Here is a 19,307-nt window from a genome sequence, read left to right on the forward strand (position 1 = left end):
AATCCAAACCTCAAGCCGGGTGAACCGGTCAGCGCAATCGAGACTTGGCCATGAATGAATCGCGACAGCTAGTACCGGAATCAGCCAGCAGGCTGCCCATGCGCCAGGGTTCGGCGCTGGTTGAGCGCAGCGACAAGCTCGACCTCGGCGAGACGATGACCTTTTTCCGCCGCCAGCGGACCACCATTGCCGCGGTGACCGCCCTTTGCGTGGTGGCGGTAGGACTTTATTCGGTGCTCGCGCCCAAGGAGTACCTCGCCAAGGCGACGGTCATGCTCACCAACGACGAGCAGCAGGCACTTCGAGCAGGCGGATCGGTCGAGACGCAGAAGGTTCTGAGCAGCGAGCTGGTGGACACCCAGGTCGAGATCATCACTTCGCGTTCGATGGCCGAACAGGTCGCGGGTTCGCTGGGGCTGGATCGCGGGCTGAACGAATTCGAACTGCGCGGTGTCATTGACGAGATGCAGAGCGATGTTTCGGCGGAGCGTACAGGCAAGAGCTATGCGCTCGCCATCGGCTATTCCGCTTCGGAGCCGGAAGCTGCGGCGCAGATCGCCAACGAGTTTGCGCGGCAGTTCGCCAATTGGGAACTCAACAGCGACAAGGTCCGCAATGTCGAGGCCCGTAACGTCGTCCGCCAGCGGCTCGGCGAATTGCGCGGGCAGGCGCAGGCCGACACGCAGGCGCTCCAGCAATACCGGATTTCGAACAATCTCCTCAGCACGTCGGGTGCTTCGCTGACCGAGCAGGAGATTTCCAACTACAACCAGGAAGTCGCCCGGGCCCGCGCCGAAGCTGCCGAGGATGAAGCGCGCCTCGCAACCGCGCTTGCCCAGTTGCGTTCCGGCTCTTCGGGTGATGACGTGGGCGAGGCGCTCGGATCCTCGGTCGTCTCGCAGCTGCGTGTCCAAGAAGCGCAGGCGGCGAGCGAGGTGGCCAACCTTTCGTCCAAGTACGGCCCCAATCACCCGCTGCTGATCCAGGCGCAGAGCCGCCTCACCGAAGTGCGGGGCCAGATCCAGAACGAAATCGGTCGCGTGATCTCCAACCTGCGGGCCAAGCGCGAAGTGTCGGCACAGCGCCTCGCCTCGCTTAACGGCAGCCTGTCGGGCGCCCGTGCGCAGCTGTCGCAGAACAACGCGGCCATGGTGGGGCTGAGTGATCTCGAACGTGCGGCAGAAGCTTCGCAGGGCATCTACGAGACCTATCTCAACCGGTACAAGGAACTGCTGGCTGCGGAGGGAAGCGAGAAGCCCAATGCCCGCATCCTGACCATGGCCGAAGTGCCGATGCTGCCGGAAAAGCCGAACATTCCCCTCAACATGGCGCTGGCGCTGGTCATCGGACTCGGCCTTGGCGTGATCGCTGCCTTCGTGCGGGAAGCGATGTTCCACGGTGTTTCGACTCCTGAAGAGGTCGAAGACGCGACGGGCGAGCATTTCCTCGCATCGATCCCGCTGCTCCAGTCGGTCGAACCGCGCATCCGCCATGCGATTACCGCGGTACAGGATGCGCCCAATTCGGCCTTCGCCGAGAGTTTCCGCGCGCTCGACACCGCCATCGGCCAGATTACGCATGACGGTCATCAGGCAATCGCGATCACCTCCTCCCTGCCGGACGAAGGCAAGACGGTGATTTCCTGCTGCCTGTCGTACGTCCTTGCGCAGAGCGGCAAGCGGGTGATGCTGATCGATTGCGACTTGCGGCGGGCAGGCATCAGCAGGCTGCTCGACATGCGCCGCTACGAAAACGGCCTTGTCGAATACCTCGAGGGCAAGGCCACGATCGACATGGCAGAAATGGTCGGTGACCGGTCTTTCTGCGTGTTGCCGTTACGGCCGAGCGAGGAGCACCCCGAGCACCTTCTGACCGGCGAACCGTTCAAGCGACTGCTGGCGGAATTGCGCGGGACGTTTGACCACATCATCCTCGACCTGCCGCCGGTGCTGCCGATCGCATCGGCACCGATCATAGCCAGTCGCGCCGATGCGACGGTGATGGCGGTGCACTGGCGCAAGACTTCGCGCCATGCGCTGCGCACGGCACTCAAGCGCCTGCCCGCCGACCAGGTGAACCTCGTGGGCATGGCATTGAACCAGGTCGACATGCGGCGTCGCGCGTACTTCGACCACAGCGATCCGTCGTTCTACTACAAGCAGTACCGCGAATACTACGCATGACGGGCAGCACGCCTTCCCGGGTCGCAGCCTACCACCCCGCGCCGAGCCGCTTCTCGGCGCCGCGGGTGGCGATCGTGCACTACTGGCTCGTCTCGATGCGTGGGGGCGAGCGCGTCGTCGAACGCATGCTGGGTCTCTATCCCGGCGCCGACATCTTCACCCATGTCTACGATCCGGCGCGCATGTCCGACACGATCAGGCAGGCCAGAATCGCCACGAGTTACATTGATCGCCTGCCCGGCTCCAAGCGGTTCTACCAGTACTACCTGCCCTTCATGCCAACCGCGCTCGAGCAGCTCGACCTTTCGGGATACGACCTCGTCATCAGCAGTGAATCCGGTCCGGCAAAGGGCGTCATCACCGATCCTGGCAGCCTCCACGTCTGTTATTGCCACTCGCCGATGCGCTACCTGTGGGACCACTACCACCAGTACCGCAGGGCGGCGAACCCGCTGGCCCGCGCGGCGATGCCGCTGGTGTACAACTGGCTTCGCCAATGGGATGTCAACTCGAGCGCGCGGGTCGACCGTTTCGCGGCCAATTCCGGCTTCGTGCGCAACCGCATCCGCAAGGTCTGGCGGCGCGAGGCTGATGTCATCCACCCTCCGGTCGAAACTTCGCTGTTCACCCCCTCGCTCGAGGTGGATGACGAATACCTCTGGGTGGGCGCGATGGTGCCTTACAAGCGCCCCGACCTCGCAGTCGACGCGTTCAATGCGAATGGCCGCAAGCTGCTGATGGTCGGCCAGGGCAGCATGCTGAAATCTCTCAAGGCGCGAGCAAGGCCGAACATCCGCTTCGTCGAGCGGTTGGGGTTCAACGAGCTGCGCCGCGCCTACTCCCGGGCGCGGGCCTTTATCATGACCGCCGAGGAAGATTTCGGAATCGCTCCTGTCGAGGCGATGGCCTCGGGCCGCCCCGTGGTGGCCTTTGCAGGAGGAGGGGCCCTCGAAACCGTCATCGCCGACAGAACCGGGGTGTTCTTCGGAGAACAGGAAGTCCATTCGCTGGTCGACGCAGTCGAACAACTGGAGTCCTTCCTCCCGCACTTCGACCCCAACCATGCGATCGAGCGCGCCGAACACTTCGCGCCCGAAGTGTTCGACGAGCGGATGAAGCGCTTCATCGACGAGGGCAGCGAGGGGATTCGCCAATGGAACTGACGATCATCGGCTTTGCGATGATTGTCGCCGGCGGGTGGATCGTGCTGGCGGGGGGGCTGCGGCACGCGCTTGGCTTCTTGATGTTTTCCGCGCTCTTCAACGGCTCTTCGGCCGTTGATTTGCCCGCGCTCGGCGGTTCGTCGATCCCGCCGGTGCAGTTCGCACTGCTGTTCGTCTATCTACGCCTGCTCCTGCCTGGTGGGGGAACGCTGCCCGACCTGCCTCGCGCTATGCGCGCCAATCGCTGGTTTGCCGCCTTCGCTCTCTATGGCGTCGCCTCGGCCTTCATCCTGCCACGCATGTTCGCCGGCCTGATCGACGTAGCTCCGATGCGCGCCCTGATGACCGGCGACCTTTTCGCGACGGTTCCGCTCGAACCGACTTCGCAGAATCTCACGGCGGCGAGCTACTTCATCGGCGCCCTCCTCATCGTGATCGCCGTCTGGTCGATGATGCGCCGTCAGGGCATGGCCGGAACGATGGTTGCGATTCTGGTCGCCATGGCGTGGTTTCATGCCGTGACAGGGGTAGTCGCAACGGTGCTGCGCGACACGCCGGGAGATGCGGTCTTCGATTTCTTTCGCAATTCAAACTACGCCCAGATGGATGACGCGGTGGGCGGCTTCGCGCGTATCCGCGGCGTCCTGCCCGAAGCTTCCACCTATGCCAGTGTCGGATTCGCGCTCTTCGTCGCCAATGCCGAGCTCTGGTACCGCTCTGTCCGCTCGCGCCGGACGGGGGCGGCGGCTCTTGTCATGGGATTGGTGCTGTTCTTCAGCACGTCGTCGACCGCCTATCTTGCGCTCGCATTCTATGGCCTCGTTTTCGCGGCGAGGACACTCGCATTGCCTCAAGTGGCGGACTTCCGCAAAGCCCGCATCGCCTTGGCTGCCCTGTTCGCAGCGATGTTCTTCGGTGCCATCCTGCTGCTCGTTTCACCCGATCTGATCCGCTCGCTGATCGACGTGGTCAAGCGCATGACGGTCGAGAAGTCTGCCAGTGATTCAAGCCTGCAACGCGTCTTCTGGGCGATGCAGGGCTGGGAAGCTTTCAAGTTCTCCTGGGGCATCGGTATCGGTGCCGGCAGCTTCCGCTCGTCCAGCCTGCTGTACGCCATAATGGGGTCGATGGGTGTCATCGGCGTGGTGACGTTCGCGATGTACCTCGCTGGCCTGATCCAGCCCGGACGCCGCTCGAGCTGGGTGGCGACCGACGATGAACTCGACACGGTAGGCGGCGCGCTTGGTGTGGCGGCGGTGCTCAGCATCGTACCCGCCATGGTCAATTCGCCTTCGCCGGTCCCCGGCGTGATGTTTGCCTTCCTCGCTGCCGGGTCACTCGCCGTGAGGCCGCGCATGGTCGAGTTTCGGCGCGCCCACCGTCGCCCAGCCGGCCAGCATGAGAGGCTGGCGGAAGAGATGCTCGACGAATTGCGCCAGGAAGGGCTGGCAAGGCCATGACATATCATTCGGCCATGGACCGGGCGACTGTGGGGGCCGGAGCGGCGACGAGGCGCCGACTGGTGGAAGGTGCGCTGCGCCTGCCCTTCCGGACAGAGATAGTGCGATCGCGCTCACGCTTCTCCGAATTGGCTCCCGATTGGGATGCGTTGGCCTCTCTGCACGAGACCCCGCTGGCGCTTCACGGCTGGTACGAGGCAGCGCTCGAAGCACAAAGCGATAGCAATCCGGATCTCTGCATTCCGCTGATCTGGCGCGGGAACCGGCTGGTTGCGGCAGCTCCGCTGATGCATTCGCTGGAGGCAGGTCCTTGCCGTCTCGTCCCCATCGATGCGTTCACGGGAGAACCCGACCGCATCATTTACTGCGACGCGGATGCGCTGCTCGCACTTGCAGACGCTTGTGCCGAGCTTGGCGAACCGCTGCTATTCCGTCGGTTCGCCGCGCCGCAAGCCGATGCGATCGGGTTCGCCAAGCGCCTTCGCCGTCATGCCCCCGGCATGTTCCGCGAGCTCCACCGCGCCTCCTTCGTCGCCATGCCGGATGATTTCGATGCCTTCGAAGCGAGCATGTCCAAGAGCCGCCGAAAAACGATCCGTCGCAAGCAAAAGCTGATGGATGAAGCGGGCGGATGCGAACTTTCGGTCTTCTGCCCGGCGGAAGAGGAAGTCGCCCCCCTGCTCGAACGCTTCGCGCGGATCGAGGACGCAAGCTGGAAGGGCAGGGCGGGTACCTCGTTGCTTGGCGATCCGCTGATGGCCAAATTCGTGCTGCAGGTAGCCCGGACCTTCGCGCGTACCGGCGATACCTTCGTGACCATACTGAAGATAGGCGAAGAGGATGCGGCGGGCCGGGTAGTCCTCCAGCACGGAAAGAGCTGGTGCGGCATAAAGGTCGGGTTCGACGAACAGTTCGCCCGCTTCGCACCCGGCATTATCCAGATGCACGAGACTTTGCGCCACGCTCACGAGCGGGGGATCCGCAACTATCGCTTCCTCGGGGTGAGCGAGGATTGGCAAAACTACTGGCCGCACGAACGCCGAAGCGATTACCGACTGGCGGCCTACCCTGTCTCCTTCGCCAGCTGCCGGGCATTGCTCGACGATGCGAAGACGGCAGTCGGCTCGCTATTGCGGCGCTTCTGAAGCCTTCTTCCGGCAGGCTTCGGGATCGTTCGAAGGCTTGTACACCCTCACATAGTCGACCTCGAGAACCGATGGGTCGGGTGTTTCGTCGATGGGATAACCGGACCCGAGCGCGAGGTTCACCAGCGGATAGAGCGGCGTATCGATCTCTTCCGGGGTCACCTGCCTCCACACCTCGACCCCATCGAGAAAGTAGGTGATGTTGCCCGCATCGACACGCACGCCATAGCGGTGGAAGTCGCTGGTCAGCGAACCCTCGGGCACACGGATGGTGCTGCCGTCGTGGGTCGAAACCCGCTCGTCATCGTCGGCGTACCAGACATGGGTCGTGGCGAAATAGCGGTCGGTCATGTGGCCGTAGTATTCGATCACGTCGATCTCGACCTTTGGAAGTTTGGAGGCTGGCTGGAGGCTCATCAGCCAGAAGGCCGGCCATGTGCCGGGGCCCGGCGGGAGCTTCATCCGCGCTTCGAAATAGCCGTACTGCACGCCCCAGCCGCGGCCCTTGGGGTCGGCTGCAGCGAGCAGGCCCGAACGCCATTTGCCGGTTTCGTCCTTGAAGGCGGTGATCGACAGGATGCCGTCCTTGACCCGGAACGGCCAGGAGGGCCGTGGATCTGAGAACATCGCATCGCCGAAATCACCGTTCCACGGCGTGTGCGCGGTCCAGCGTTCGCCGTTCTCGATGAACTTGGGTGCGACTGATAGGGTGTCGAACTCGTCTCCGAAGGCAAGAGTATAGGCGCAGAGATCGAGATGCTCGGGCGGGATGGCCTCACTGGCGGAACAACCGAAGCAAAGCGCAGCCGACAGCAGCAGGAGATGGTTTGCCGGGGTCCTCATGCTCCGGCCAGTCGCTGGAGTCCTCCGCATCCCGGCATGCGTGCGGCGAGGCGGACCATTTCGAGGAACGCGCCTTCGCCACGACCCGACTGAAGCCAGATCGCCCAATGCGAAACGGCATAGGCAAGGGCACCGAGCGGCGCGAGGACGAGCAACTGGACCAGGCTCCCCTCGAGCCCGGTTATCGACCAGGCCCCAAGTACCGCGATAGCCATCACTCCGAGGCTGGCGATGGTCGGCATGTGCACCCGCAGCTGTTCACCCAGCGGCACCCCCAGGAGCCTGCGCACGACCATCATGCTGATGAGCGCGTTGACGAGACTGCTTGTCGCTCGACCTGCTGCGGCACCTACCAGCCCACCGGCGATGAAGCCGAGGAGGATCAGCGGAATGCGGGCGAACAGTGCCGCGAGCTGGCGCAGGAAGAGGTACTTCGTCTCGCCCATCGCCATGCCCAATGGGCGGACGGCGGTGATGAAGGTGTCGAAGGCATAGGTAAGGCACAGCAGCTGAACGATCGGCGCGGTCACCAGCCACTTTTCGCCGAGCAGGACCGCGACGGCCGGGACTGCGAGCAGCGACAGGCCGATCGCGGCGGGTGAAGTCAGCATGGCGACCCCGGTCTGCGCCTCCATGTAAGCCTTTCGCAGGCGCTCCCTGTCCTCACCCAGCGAGGAGAAGCCGGGGAACAGCGCATTGCGCAGCGGCAGCGACAATTCGCGCGAAGGGATAACCGCGAGGTTGTCCGCCATCGCGTAGAAACCGAGTTGTGCCTTGGTTGCATAAAGCCCGATGGCGAGCTGGTCGAAGCGCCAGTTCACCGTCTCGCAGAGCTGGTTGAGGAACATCCAGCCTGAGAAATCCCATACCTCGCGCGCGCGCCTGAGCGTGAGAGCAGGGAAATAGGGGATGAGAAAATAGCTCGCGAGAGCGGCGAGAATGATGCCGACCGCATTGCCGACGACGATGGCCCAGAAATTGCCCCAGACGAAGGCCAGAACGATGGCGAGCAGCAGGCCGCAGGCCTTTTGCGCGACCTGGAAGATGACCAGCGGGCCGAACCGCATATCGCGCGTGGCGAGCGTCAGCATGGGGTTGAAGAAGTCGGTGAAGGCGCCCGAAAGACCGGCCACCAGCAGCACGGCGAAAAATCGCTCGTCGCCATAGGCCAGCGCCAGCGGCCAGGCGGCAAGGGCGACGCCGCCATAGACCAGCACCGCGCGAATGGCGGACATGGTCCATACCGTGTCGACGAGGACCCGGTCGGGATTGCGATTCTGGACGAGCGCCGGTTGCAACGACGCTTCGGTCAGCGAAGCGGCGACGGTCACAACCGCCGTCGCGATAGCCACGATGCCGAAATCCTCGGGTGTCAGCAATCGCGCGAGGACGAGGATGCCGAGCGCGTTCAGCACGCTCGCCACGATCCTTGCCGAACCGAGCGAGAGCGCCCCGCGGATTACTCCAAGGCGCAGGCTCATGCGCTCAGAGCGCCTCGATCCGCTCGGGATCGATCCGGCCGCGCAGCACGTCGCGCGCGGCGATGAAATTGCCCGCCAGCCTGCCGCGACGGTCGATGTCCTTTTCCGGCCACAGGCTGCGCACCGCGTTGGCGGTGATGTTGCGCATCATCAGCGTGCGGCCGGTGCTGCCGCGAATGGTCCCCTTGCGCAGGAGGTAGGCGATATTCGCAACCTGAGAGTAGCCGAGGCGCAGGCCCGACGTCTTGCCGCTGCGCGAACCCATGTGGATGCCCGTCAATTCGCTGGTCTTCACCAGCGTACCGCGCCAACCGAGCTGGTAGGTGAAGTCAACGTCTTCCTGCCAGCCGTAGAGAGGCAGGCGCTCGTCGAACTTCAGCCCTTCGGCCGCAGACAGGCGAATGGCCATGTTGCAGCCATAGAGCGACTGGCATTCTGCCAGCCGAGAGGGCGGACGCTCGCCCAGCACGTCGAGCCGGTGAACCGCCTCCTCGAACCCGATGGGCGATGTATGCGCGCCGTCGGCCACGAGGACTCCGGTCGCCCCGACGACTTCGGGGCGGTAGCGGAACAACGTTTCGATGCGGCGGAGGAAGTCGCGGGCAGGGACGAAATCATCGTCGATGAAGACCACTACGTCGCTGCTGTTGCCGATGTGCCGCAGAGCGGTGTTCCGCTGTTTGCACAGGCCACGATCGGACAGGAGAATGTCGACCGCGTCGTCCTCACCCTCGAGCCCAGCGATGTCCTCGCGGCTGGCACCGACCACGACGATGCCGTCGGCCCTGCGTTCCTGCAATGACAGGTGATCGACCACCTGGCGCACGATGGCTGGCCGGCCCGTGGTGGCGATGGCTACATGGATGCGCATTGTCCCTCCGCGTCTCGATAATGGCGCAAGGGTAAAATACCCCACCCGGCGCGGACGAAGAAGGGTGGCAAAGGGTTCAATCCCTATGGGTTAGCGGGTGCGACTCCGAAGGGCCCAGGGAATGTTCGCCATGAGATTCGGCGTTCAATGCGGAGCAGTCTTGTCCTCCATCTTGTCAGCCAGGGATCTCAGCAGATCGGGCAATTCCTCTTCCATGCCGAACATGGCGTAGAGGTTCACCGTGGCACCAAGCATCGCCAGTCCGATGGTGGAACTGGGGACTCCGGAGCGCACGAAACGCCCGTATCCCGCGACGAAACTCTGCGCGACTTCCTCGAAATCGCGGATCAGGAAAGTATCCTCGTTCTTGAGCAATTCCTGCAGCTCCTCCAACAGGAATGGTACCCTGCCTTTTCGACCATCCGTCATGGTGCAAGCAGTCCTATCCATCGACCCTAACCCAACCAGGATCGAGGTGTTCGAACCGGTTAGGCCCTCGATATTCCGCCGCACGGAGATTGACAGTGCCCTAGCCCCCCGTTCCCGTGATTTGCGCAACAGGAGAGTGTCGATTGACCACTTTGGTATAGATGGTGCGGCCACGCACTTCTCATTAATGGGGCGCGTTACGGGTCAGCCCGTAATAGCTTCGAGGTGTCTGGCCGAAGCGGCCCTGGTATCGTTCACAAGGCAGGCCGACTGACTTGTGAGATGGTCGGCAAGGCGCAGCGCGACGGCAAGGTACATCCAGGTCGGATTGGCATGCCCGCCGGTCGGGAATACCGATCCGCCGGCCGCAAAGAGATTGGCCGCCCCATGTACCCGGCAGTCGGTGTCGACCACACCCTCGCTTGGGGTAGACGCCATCCGCGTCGTACCCATGCTGTGCGCGCAATCGATGATCGACGGGGTCGCGTTTACGTCGTCGATCCACGGTTCGAAGTCGGGAACGGGCCAATCGTTGGCTGCGAAACTTTCCGCCACCGAACTCGCCATGACCCGCAATGTCCGGTGTTCTTCTTCGCCCGTCCGCCAGGTTGCGCAAGGCAAGGGTTGGCCAAGGGCATCGAGACGATCCGACAGGTCGATGCGATTTTCGCGGCGCGGCGCGGTTTCTACGATCGCTTCGAGCGACAATCCCGACAGCTTGTGGGGCAGGCCGCCGGTCTGGAATTCGTCGGCAACCGCATTGGGCAGGATCCGGATAGCTGCCTCGATGACCGCGCGACGGATCGCTTCAGGCATGTGAGGGGATGCCAGCGCCTTCACGGCCGCACCGCGCAGGACAAGCCCACTGCCGCGAAGGACGGTCGCGAAGTCTGATCCGACCGCCGCGCTGCGCCGCCTCAGCAAGCGCTCGAGCGCAGGCCACGGGTCGTCTGGCGCACGTTGCTGGGCGAACCAGACGGCGCCGTTGAGGATGCGTTGGCGGCGCTGGGTGGCAGGATCGAGCGCCAGTCCGTGCTGGAACATGTGCGAGCGGCCACCATATGCCAGCGACTGGAACCCGAACAGGCGCGACATCCGTGCCGCATCCTCGCGGCCGATAAGCCCGAGCCGGGTCCCTGCGTGATCGACGAGATATCGGCCCACATTGTCGTAACGGTTCAATGCCGCACCTGCTCGACCGCACGGAGAGGCCAGCATCAGTCGGGCATTCTCTATGGCACTGGCGGCAAGGACGACACGGCGTGGACGCACCGTAATCCTGGCCCCGGTCAGGCTGGCGACATGCAGGTCGCTCACTTCGCCGCTCGCCTCGTTGAAGCCGATTTCGGTTACTGTAGCATCGAGCAGGCACTGTGCACCCTCACCTATGCCCGGTGCCAGGTCCCGACCGAAGCGCATGAGGTCGAGCCGGTCGACGCGTGAACCGGCGAACTGCCAGTAGAAAGAGCGCAGGCCGGCCGCCTCCACAGCAGGTACGGGCAGGTCGGGGCTCAACCCGAGCATCTCGCCAGCCTGGGCAATGTAGGGTGCCAGTTCCTGGAGCTTAATCGGCCATCCCGAGCTTGCTACCCAGTCGCGCGGCTCGAAGTCGATTGGATCGAAGGAGGCAGATTTGCCTGCCCACGCCTGCGTCGAGCCGCCAAGGCCGCGGCATCGCACGCCATAGGCCTGCCGCTGCGGGTCCCACAGCTTCGCCTGCGGACCGTGAAATTCCGCGCGCGCGTCGGCGCTGTCCATTGCTGCCGCAAAGATCTCGTTAAGCGCTTCGTGCGCCGGATCCTGCTGCTCGAGCCCGCTTTCCAGCAGCAACACCTCGATCCCGGCACGCTCGCAACGCTCGGCAATGGCAAGCCCGACCGGTCCTGCGCCGACGATGGCGAGATCGGTGGCGATGACCGCGCCATTGTCCGCCAAGTCGATCCTGCGGGTTTTCACGCGCCTGGGATCCCGGTCAGCGTCCCTGGACGCGCTCGATGAGGCGGTAAGCCGCGCTATCGGGCGCGCCGGGCGTCCAGAGGGTCTTCGCGAGGATGCGCGCCAGAACTGGCGACCACCCGGGCGAGATGGTGATCTTGCAGCTGCGCCGCATGATATCGAGCGTGCGCGCGCAGGTGTTCTCGTCGTAGTGGACCGGGCGTTTCGACCATGCCCAGGGGTTCATCGCCGGATGGGCCGTGCGATGGTTCAGGATCGGGTCCCAGTTCGTATAGACGTGCTTCGAATTGTCGTAGATCCGGTGGACCGCCGGCCGCTTGGCGAATTCCGATGCCTCTTCCGCAGTGTCGAAGATGACCGTCAGGCCGGCGGCACTGTCGGGATCGTTGTGCGGCGAGATGCGCGGCCCGTTCCGCTCTCGCAGGATGTCCGCCACGATCTTGCGGTTGCGCGTCATTGCGGCGACGGCAGCGGGAAGCCGGGACAGCTGCACGTCGAGCATCGCGCCCTGCACTTCGGTCATACGCGAGTGGGAAGCGAGGAAAGCCGGCTCGTTGCCTGCCTCGTATCCGTCGCGCGCCCAGATCCCGAGGTCGTGGAAGTTCATCAGGCGCGAGAACAGGTTGGGGTCGTTGGTGACCACTGCGCCGCCTTCGCCAATGGTCATGTTCTTGTAGTGGTTGAAGCTGAAAGCTCCGATCGCGCCGAAGCTGCCGAGCTTGCGGCCCTTGTATTCGATGCCGACGGCCTGGCAGGCGTCTTCGACAACAACAAGGTTGTGGCGGCGCGCGATGTCCATGATCGCGTCCATATTGCACGGCGCATTGACCATGTGGACCGGCAGGATCGCACGGGTCTGCGGAGTGATCTTGCGCTCGATGTCGGCGGGGTCGATCGTCAGCGTCTCGTCGATGTCGACGAGGATCGGGACCGCCCCCGCCAACGCCGGTGCCGCCGCACTTGCGATCCAAGTATAGGCCGGAACCAGCACCTCGTCCCCAGGCCCCACGCCGATGGCAGTCATCGCCGCATGCAGCGCCACTGTCCCGCTGGTCAGGGCCAGCGCGTGTTCGCTGCCGATGTATGAAGCAAAGTGCTTTTCGAAGCCGACGGTCAGCTGGCGCGGCCCTTCGTTGCGCAGCAGATTCCCGCCCCGCAATGCCTTGCCCGCGGCGACCCATTCCCTCCAACCTGGCTTGCTCATCCTGTCATCCGTTCTGCGGCCGCCCGAAACGCAGCCTCGATGTCTGAAATCATAGGGATACCGGTGGAGCGCTGCGCCGTGGCAGAAGGACATTCACCGGATTGGACGCACCTACCCTTACGAATAGCGGGCCAGCCGCTCCACCTACTCGCAAGGATAGGGTGCGCCCCGCCAAAGGGGTCAGCGCTTCCCTTCGGCCAGAAAGCTGCGTGCAGCCTTCTCGAGCAGGCCGATGTCGCGCGGAACCTCGCCCAGAAGGCAGGGGCTGCCGGCAGGATCGCGCCTGGCTATCACGAGGACATATTCATCGCCCTCGCCGTCGAGGAGTTCGAGGCCGTGCGCCTCGACCTTGGCAAGCTTGCGGGCAATGGACTGCCGGGGAACCGTTCGCTCAGCCGGAGCCTCCGCCCCCTCCTCGGCATTCTTGAGCAGCCGCTCCAAGGCAACGATGTGACGGATGCCGCCAGGCGTATCGGCAATGTACTGGGGCACGCTGCCGGGCTTGAGCGCTTCGCGCTGGCAATAGGAGATGACCGCGGCAATTTCGCTCAGGCGGGTCTTGTCGTAGTCCTTGCCGAAGACGAGCTTGGCGAGGGCGACCAGGCGGGCGCGGTCGGAAATCTCGATACCTGCATCTTCGACATGCCGCAGGTATTCGACCGGGAAACGGCGCGCGATAAGCGAGAAATCATAGGCCTTCCCAATCGCTTCGTAGAGTGCTGCGCGGGTACGTGCCTCGACGAAGTGATAGACGAGCGCCTGTTTCCGTGCGCCGTGAAGCGCGGTCTCGAGCGGAGTCTGCGCCTTTTCGACGGGTTCGGGCGGGGCGATATCGCGCGTCCGTTCGACTGGTTCGCTTTGCACGGCAGACCAGGCGAGACGCGGCGACTTGATGAACCCGTCATCCTCGGGCGGCTCGGAAGACGCGCGAATGGCACCCGGATCAGACCGCAGCCTGGGCTTGACGTCGATCTTGCGAACCGGCGGGTCGGGTGGAAGTTCGTCATGCAGCAGGAGCACGCCCGGCTGACTTTCGATAGCTTCCTCGCCGCCGATTTCACCTACGGTAATCAGTTCGTTGTCGAGCGTCAGGATTTCATCGCCGAAGTTGCGCGTTGCCATGCCCATCCGTCCTTTCGTCGGCCACGTCCTGCGTCCCGGTGCAGATCACGGCTTCCTTCCAGTTTCCACCGCACGAGGGCGCGGAAGCAATTGGTCATGGGGCGTAACCCCAATGACGGGTGCAAGGTGCACGAAGGGGGGAATGGCGATTTCAGGCTAATACGAATGCCAAGCTGCGGCTCAGGGGCGCTCTGGGTAGTCTCGTGATCATGATACGGGCAGCATATCGGAGGGATCACGCTTGAACGCGAAGCTGGAAGCATTCGCGGCGCTGCCGCCGTTCCTTTTTACCTGGACGACGTTTTTCGCGGCGGGGACGATCTTCTTCCTGCTGCGATTCCGCCGTCGACTGGTGCAGTGGTCGGTACGCGATCTCTTCCAGACGCTATTCCCCTTCGATCCGCTGCGCTCGAAAAGCTTTCATGCCGATCTCAAGGTCTACGTGATCCGCAAGCTGACCGATTTCATCTTCCTCGCCCCGGGCACGGCAGTCTGGGCAATGGTGGCGACAGCGACTGCCGCTGCGCTTGGCACCTGGGCGATCCTGCCGACCGGGGCGGTGCCAGGGCTGTCCGGTATCCTCGTCGTGGCGGTGACGCTGACCTTGCTGGGAGAGTTCGTGGCATTTGGCTGGCACTATGCCGAACACAAGGTTCCCTTCATGTGGGAACTGCACAAGGTCCACCATGCAGCGGAAACGCTAAATCCCTTCACCAACCAGCGCGCACATTCGCTGGTCCTTGTCGGCAAGTATTCGCTCAAGGGGCTGGTCGGAGGCGTGCCATCCGGCCTGTTCATGCACTACTGGGGCTTCAGCCTGGTCGAGGTGCTGGCCATCGGCGCGCTGGCCAACCAGCTGCTCACGATCTCGACGCTGGACGCCCTTCGCCATTCGGAATTTCCCGTCGGCTTCGGTCCGCTCGATCGCCTCTTCATCAGCCCGCACATGCATCAGGTCCACCACAGCAGCCTCGAGGTGCACTGGGACCGCAATTTCGGCAGCAACCTGTCGATCTTCGACTGGATGTTCGGCACCGCCTATCGCCCACAAAAGGGCGAGGAGATCGTCTACGGCATCTATGGCCTCGATGAGCAGGAACTGGCCAAATACTACACGCTCAAGGGGACCTATATCGACCCTGTGGTGAAGAGCCTGCGCTGCATCAGGGACGCTGTCATCCCCCGGGCGAAACATCCCGAGGTACTGGCCGAACGGCTTCCCTGACCGCGTCGATCACGCTCGCGTCCTCGATCGTCTGCGGGACGATGATCTCCGCCCCGTTGACGATGTCGCGCAGCAGGTTGCGCAGGATCTTGCCCGAGCGCGTCTTCGGCAGGCCCTCGACGAAGTAGATCGAGCGCGGGCTGGCGATTGCGCCGATGTCCCCCCGGATCGCGGCGACGAGTTCGCGATGCACCGCCTCGAGGTCGCCGCACCCGGGCCGGGTGACGACGAAGCCGACCGCCATCTCGCCCTTGAGATCGTCGGCGGCACCGACCACGGCGCACTCCACGACCTCCGGGTGATTGGCGACAACCTCTTCCATCTGGCCGGTGGAGAGCCGGTGTCCCGCAACGTTGATGATGTCGTCGGTGCGGCCCATGATGTGGATGAAGCCGTCATCGTCGATCATCCCCGCGTCGCCGGTCGTGTAGTATCCCGGAAAGTCGGTGAAACCGGCGGCGTATCGCTCGGGATTGTTCCATAGCGAACGGAAGGCTCCGGGCGGCAGCGGCTGCTCGATCAGCAGATTGCCGACGGTACCGGCGGGGACGTCCGATCCCGCATCGTCCTTAACCCTGAAACGATAGCCAGGCACGGCGTGTCCCGCGCTACCCGCCCTGATCTCGGTCTGGCCGAGACCGAAACAGGTCGCGATCGCGGGCCAGCCGAGTTCGGTCTGCCACCAGTGATCGATCACCGGCTTGCCCAGTTTGCCGGCTATCCAGAGCAGGGTGTCGGGATCGGCCCGCTCGCCGGCGAGGAACAGCACTTCGAGCGAGGCGAGCGAAGCATCATCGATGAATGAGCCGTCGGGATCGGAACGGCGGATCGCCCTGATCGCGGTGGGTGCGGTGAACAGCACCTTCACCCGGTGTCGGTCGATGATCCGCCAGAAGGTGCCGGCATCGGGGGTGCCCACAGGCTTGCCTTCGAACAGCACGCTCGTGCATCCGGCCAGCAGCGGACCGTAGACTATGTAGCTGTGCCCGACGACCCAGCCGATGTCCGATGCCGCCCAGTATGTGTCGCCCGGACCCACGCCATAGATATTGGCCATCGACCACGTAAGCACCGTGGCGTGCCCGCCATTGTCGCGCACGACGCCCTTGGGCGTGCCCGTAGTCCCCGAGGTATAGAGGATATACAGCGGATCGCCGGATGCGACCGGGACGCAAGGTACAGGACCGGAAGTCTCGTAGGCCGCCGACCAGTCGAGATCGCGGCCTTCTTGCAAATCGGCCTGCAGCGGCTCGCGCTGGAGGATGATCGTGGCTGCCGGTTTGTGCCGGGCGATATCCAGCGCCGCGTCGAGCAGCGGCTTGTAGGCAATAGTCCGCCCCGGCTCGAACCCGCACGAGGCGCTGAGGACCAGCTTCGGCTGGCAATCGTCGATGCGCTTGGCAAGCTCGGGCGCGGCGAACCCGCCGAAGACGACCGAATGCACCGCGCCCAGTCGTGCGCAGGCGAGCATGGCGAAGGCCGCCTCGGGCACCATCGGCATGTAGATGATCACCCGGTCACCCCTGCTCACGCCTTGCGCCGCGATCATCCCCGCCGTCCGCGCGACCCGTTCCTGCAACTCGGCGAAGGTGAAGGTCCGGGCCTGGCCGGTGATCGGGCTTTCGTAGATCAGCGCGGTATCGTTGCCATGGCCCGCCATGACATGACGGTCGACGGCATTGTGGCAGGTGTTGATTTCTCCGTCGGGAAACCAGGTGTCGCTTTGCGGGTCATGCGCCACCCGCGGAATGCGCGACCATTCGAGCGCGGCGGCGGCATCGAGCCAGAACGCTGCCGGATCGTCATGCGCCTTCGCGGCGATTTCGGGAAATCCCATGTCCTCTCCTGCTCTTGCGCGGCATGGTACGCGCAGCCATGCTTGTCGCAAGCCCCATCCATCGGGACCCGTGCAATCACCCTTGCGATGATGCGCGGGCTTCGGAATAAACCGGGGCGGTCGACTATGGGACTAAGGTCGTAACGCGCGGCTGGGCCGGATTGGCTAGGTACGCGGGCGAAGGGTCGGGCAACGACCGACGAGGCAGGAGGGCCAGGAATGAGCAATACCGCGCACGACGACGATTGGGTCAAGCGGCCCGCTGATGCGTCCGACGGCACAACATGCACCGCCGCCGACTACGAGCGCATGTATGCTGAGAGCGTGGACGATGCGGACGGGTTCTGGGCCGAACAGGCTGCGCGGCTCGACTGGATCGAGAAACCGACCCGGATCGCCGGCTGGAGCTACGACCCGGTCGACATCAAGTGGTTCGAGGACGGCAAGCTCAACATCTGCCACAACGCCGTCGATCGCCACGTCGATGCGGGCAATGGCGACCGCGTCGCGCTGATCTTCGAACCGGACAGCCCCGACGGCGAGGGCCGGACGATCACCTATGCCGAGCTGAAGGCCGAAGTGGTCCGCATGGCGAACACGCTGAAGAAGCTCGGCGTGAAGAAGGGTGACCGCGTCACGATCTACATGCCGATGATCCCCGAAGGCGCTTTCGCCATGCTCGCCTGTGCGCGCATCGGCGCGATCCACTCGGTGATTTTCGGCGGCTTTTCGCCCGATGCCATCGCCGGGCGTGTAGAGGACTGCAGGAGCGACTGGATCGTCACCGCCGACCAGGGCCTGCGCGGCTCGAAGGTCGTCCCGCTCAAGGCCAATGTCGATGCGGCGCTCGAGAAGGCGTCGGCCAAGGCCGTGCTGGTCGTCCGCCATACCGGCGGCGATGTCGCCATGACCGAGGGACGCGACCACTGGTATCAGGAGCTGTCCGCCGATGTCGGGGAGGAATGCCCGTGCGAGCCGATGAATGCGGAAGACCCGCTGTTCATCCTCTACACCTCGGGATCGACCGGCAGCCCCAAGGGCGTGCTCCACACGACCGGCGGCTACTCGGTCTGGACCGAGACCACCTTCCGCTACGTCTTCGACTACCGTCCCGGCGAAATCTACTGGTGCACGGCCGACATCGGCTGGGTCACCGGACACAGCTACATCGTCTACGGCCCGCTGCAGAACGGTGCGACATCGCTGATGTTCGAAGGCGTGCCCAACTATCCCGACCACGACCGCTTCTGGGCGGTGTGCGAAAAGCACAAGGTCAACATCTTCTACACCGCCCCCACCGCCATCCGCGCGCTGATGCGCGAGGGCGAGGGGCATGTGGCGAAGCACGACCTGTCGTCGCTGCGGCTGCTCGGATCGGTTGGCGAGCCCATCAATCCCGAGGCTTGGCGCTGGTATCACGACCACGTCGGTGGCGGCAGGACGCCGGTCGTCGACACCTGGTGGCAGACCGAGACCGGCGGCATCATGATCACCACCCTGCCGGGCGCGCACGACATGAAGCCGGGCAGCGCGGGCCGTCCGTTCTTCGGCATCTGCCCGCAACTGGTCGACAATGATGGCCATGTGCTCGACGGCGCGACCGAGGGGAATTTGTGCATCACCCGCAGCTGGCCGGGCCAGGCGCGCACCGTCTACGGCGACCACGAGCGCTTCATCCAGACATACTTCAGCACCTATCCGGGCAAGTACTTCACCGGGGACGGATGCCGCCGTGATGCCGATGGCTATTACTGGATCACCGGCCGTGTCGACGACGTGATCAACGTATCCGGCCACCGCATGGGCACGGCCGAGGTCGAAAGCGCGCTGGTGCTCCACCCCAAGGTCAGCGAGGCCGCGGTGGTCGGCTACCCGCACGATATCAAGGGGCAGGGCATCTACTGCTACGTGACGCTCAACGCCGGCGAGGAATCGTCGGACGATTTTGCAGGAGAGCTGCGCCAGTGGGTGCGCAAGGAAATCGGGCCGATCGCCACGCCCGACCACCTGCACTTCACCCCCGGCCTGCCCAAGACGCGTTCGGGCAAGATCATGCGGCGGATCCTGAGGAAGATCGCGGAGAACGAGTTCGGCTCGCTCGGCGATACCTCGACGCTTGCCGATCCCACGATCGTCGATTCGCTGATCGAGGGCAGGCAGAACCGCTGACGCCGAGAGCCTGCAGCGGTTTCGGCCTCAGCCAGCCGGCAGGGGTACTAGCGCGGGTCCGGATGGCGGAGCGGGAGGGATTCGAACCCTCGATACGGGGTTACCGTATACACACTTTCCAGGCGTGCGCCTTCGACCACTCGGCCACCGCTCCGCATCCTCGACTGCTCTGCCGCTTCGACTGATCGAGCATGGCAGCGCCGCAAGGGAGCCGCGCCT

At 64.1% G+C, this 19,307-nt stretch carries 14 protein-coding genes and 1 tRNA gene; 6 read left to right on the forward strand and 9 right to left on the reverse strand.

All coding sequences use genetic code 11. The features are described from left to right. Positions 1-98 precede the first annotated feature (98 nt). From IRL76_RS00705 to IRL76_RS00720, 4 genes are read left to right on the forward strand one after another with little or no spacing between them, the layout of a single operon-like run. Entirely contained in the window at positions 99-2,183 is a 2,085-nt protein-coding gene (locus IRL76_RS00705; RefSeq protein WP_246449883.1) for a GumC family protein, read from the forward strand. After that, complete coding sequence (locus tag IRL76_RS00710; RefSeq protein ID WP_200982232.1) at positions 2,180-3,346, forward strand: glycosyltransferase; 1,167 nt, start codon at positions 2,180-2,182, stop codon at positions 3,344-3,346. Before IRL76_RS00705 ends, IRL76_RS00710 begins: the two co-directional genes overlap by 4 nt. Then, positions 3,337-4,806 carry a glycoside hydrolase gene (locus IRL76_RS00715; protein ID WP_200982234.1) on the forward strand — a complete coding sequence of 490 codons (1,470 nt, stop codon included), beginning with the start codon at positions 3,337-3,339 and terminating at the stop codon, positions 4,804-4,806. Before IRL76_RS00710 ends, IRL76_RS00715 begins: the two co-directional genes overlap by 10 nt. Further along, positions 4,803-5,951: a GNAT family N-acetyltransferase gene (locus IRL76_RS00720; protein ID WP_200982236.1), complete on the forward strand. Its 1,149-nt coding sequence runs from the start codon at positions 4,803-4,805 to the stop codon at positions 5,949-5,951. Before IRL76_RS00715 ends, IRL76_RS00720 begins: the two co-directional genes overlap by 4 nt. Here the strand turns inward: IRL76_RS00720 and IRL76_RS00725 are convergent. The 7 genes from IRL76_RS00725 to IRL76_RS00755 all read right to left on the reverse strand — a co-directional run bounded on the left by IRL76_RS00725 (position 5,934) and on the right by IRL76_RS00755 (position 13,857). Continuing rightward, entirely contained in the window at positions 5,934-6,794 is an 861-nt protein-coding gene (locus IRL76_RS00725) for a glycoside hydrolase family 16 protein (protein ID WP_200982238.1), read from the reverse strand. The genes IRL76_RS00720 and IRL76_RS00725 overlap by 18 nt on opposite strands. Further along, a complete protein-coding gene (locus tag IRL76_RS00730) occupies positions 6,791-8,275 on the reverse strand; it encodes a lipopolysaccharide biosynthesis protein (RefSeq protein WP_200982240.1) in 1,485 nt (494 codons plus the stop codon). Before IRL76_RS00730 ends, IRL76_RS00725 begins: the two co-directional genes overlap by 4 nt. A 4-nt stretch (positions 8,276-8,279) precedes the next feature. Further along, the gene (locus IRL76_RS00735) at positions 8,280-9,146 is read right to left on the reverse strand and encodes a glycosyltransferase family 2 protein (RefSeq protein ID WP_200982241.1); all 867 of its coding nucleotides are present in this window, start codon (positions 9,144-9,146) and stop codon (positions 8,280-8,282) included. 144 nt (positions 9,147-9,290) lie between these two features. Then, a complete protein-coding gene (locus IRL76_RS00740; protein ID WP_200982243.1) occupies positions 9,291-9,575 on the reverse strand; it encodes a hypothetical protein in 285 nt (94 codons plus the stop codon). A gap of 204 nt (positions 9,576-9,779) precedes the next feature. Then, positions 9,780-11,531, reverse strand: coding sequence for a GMC oxidoreductase (locus IRL76_RS00745; protein ID WP_200982245.1), 1,752 nt, complete (start codon positions 11,529-11,531; stop codon positions 9,780-9,782). A 16-nt stretch (positions 11,532-11,547) separates the two neighbouring features. Continuing rightward, positions 11,548-12,735 (reverse strand): DegT/DnrJ/EryC1/StrS family aminotransferase, encoded by a 1,188-nt coding sequence (locus IRL76_RS00750; protein ID WP_200982247.1) that lies wholly within the window; start codon positions 12,733-12,735, stop codon positions 11,548-11,550. 180 nt (positions 12,736-12,915) lie between these two features. Continuing rightward, positions 12,916-13,857, reverse strand: a complete 942-nt coding sequence (locus IRL76_RS00755; RefSeq protein WP_200982249.1) for a hypothetical protein — start codon at positions 13,855-13,857, stop codon at positions 12,916-12,918. Between the two features lie 241 nt (positions 13,858-14,098). Here IRL76_RS00755 and IRL76_RS00760 point away from each other — a divergent pair, with 241 nt between their 5' ends. Beyond that, on the forward strand, positions 14,099-15,082 hold the full coding sequence (locus IRL76_RS00760) for a sterol desaturase family protein (protein ID WP_200982250.1): 984 nt from the start codon (positions 14,099-14,101) through the stop codon (positions 15,080-15,082). Here IRL76_RS00760 and IRL76_RS00765 read toward each other — a convergent pair. Beyond that, positions 15,033-16,919: an AMP-binding protein gene (locus IRL76_RS00765; RefSeq protein WP_200982251.1), complete on the reverse strand. Its 1,887-nt coding sequence runs from the start codon at positions 16,917-16,919 to the stop codon at positions 15,033-15,035. The two genes, IRL76_RS00760 and IRL76_RS00765, sit on opposite strands and share 50 nt — an antisense overlap. A gap of 219 nt (positions 16,920-17,138) precedes the next feature. Between IRL76_RS00765 and acs the strand changes: the two genes are divergently transcribed. Then, positions 17,139-19,088, forward strand: a complete 1,950-nt coding sequence (acs, locus tag IRL76_RS00770; protein ID WP_200982252.1) for an acetate--CoA ligase — start codon at positions 17,139-17,141, stop codon at positions 19,086-19,088. Between the two features lie 63 nt (positions 19,089-19,151). On the opposite strand, the gene IRL76_RS00775 is transcribed toward acs, so the two are convergent. Continuing rightward, a tRNA-Ser gene (locus IRL76_RS00775) sits at positions 19,152-19,242 on the reverse strand. Positions 19,243-19,307 lie beyond the last annotated feature (65 nt).

It is taken from the genome of Qipengyuania soli (assembly GCF_015529805.1).
GTDB lineage: Bacteria > Pseudomonadota > Alphaproteobacteria > Sphingomonadales > Sphingomonadaceae > Qipengyuania > Qipengyuania soli.

Bases quoted from the DNA above. Each gene is read 5' to 3' on its own strand.
- IRL76_RS00705 (WP_246449883.1), top strand. From the start codon at position 99: ATGCGCCAGGGTTCGGCGCTGGTTGAGCGCAGCGACAAGCTCGACCTC.
- IRL76_RS00710 (WP_200982232.1), top strand. From the start codon at position 2,180: ATGACGGGCAGCACGCCTTCCCGGGTCGCAGCCTACCACCCCGCGCCG.
- IRL76_RS00715 (WP_200982234.1), top strand. From the start codon at position 3,337: ATGGAACTGACGATCATCGGCTTTGCGATGATTGTCGCCGGCGGGTGG.
- IRL76_RS00720 (WP_200982236.1), top strand. From the start codon at position 4,803: ATGACATATCATTCGGCCATGGACCGGGCGACTGTGGGGGCCGGAGCG.
- IRL76_RS00725 (WP_200982238.1), bottom strand. From the start codon at position 6,794: ATGAGGACCCCGGCAAACCATCTCCTGCTGCTGTCGGCTGCGCTTTGC.
- IRL76_RS00730 (WP_200982240.1), bottom strand. From the start codon at position 8,275: ATGAGCCTGCGCCTTGGAGTAATCCGCGGGGCGCTCTCGCTCGGTTCG.
- IRL76_RS00735 (WP_200982241.1), bottom strand. From the start codon at position 9,146: ATGCGCATCCATGTAGCCATCGCCACCACGGGCCGGCCAGCCATCGTG.
- IRL76_RS00740 (WP_200982243.1), bottom strand. From the start codon at position 9,575: ATGACGGATGGTCGAAAAGGCAGGGTACCATTCCTGTTGGAGGAGCTG.
- IRL76_RS00750 (WP_200982247.1), bottom strand. From the start codon at position 12,735: ATGAGCAAGCCAGGTTGGAGGGAATGGGTCGCCGCGGGCAAGGCATTG.
- IRL76_RS00755 (WP_200982249.1), bottom strand. From the start codon at position 13,857: ATGGCAACGCGCAACTTCGGCGATGAAATCCTGACGCTCGACAACGAA.
- IRL76_RS00765 (WP_200982251.1), bottom strand. From the start codon at position 16,919: ATGGGATTTCCCGAAATCGCCGCGAAGGCGCATGACGATCCGGCAGCG.
- acs (WP_200982252.1), top strand. From the start codon at position 17,139: ATGAGCAATACCGCGCACGACGACGATTGGGTCAAGCGGCCCGCTGAT.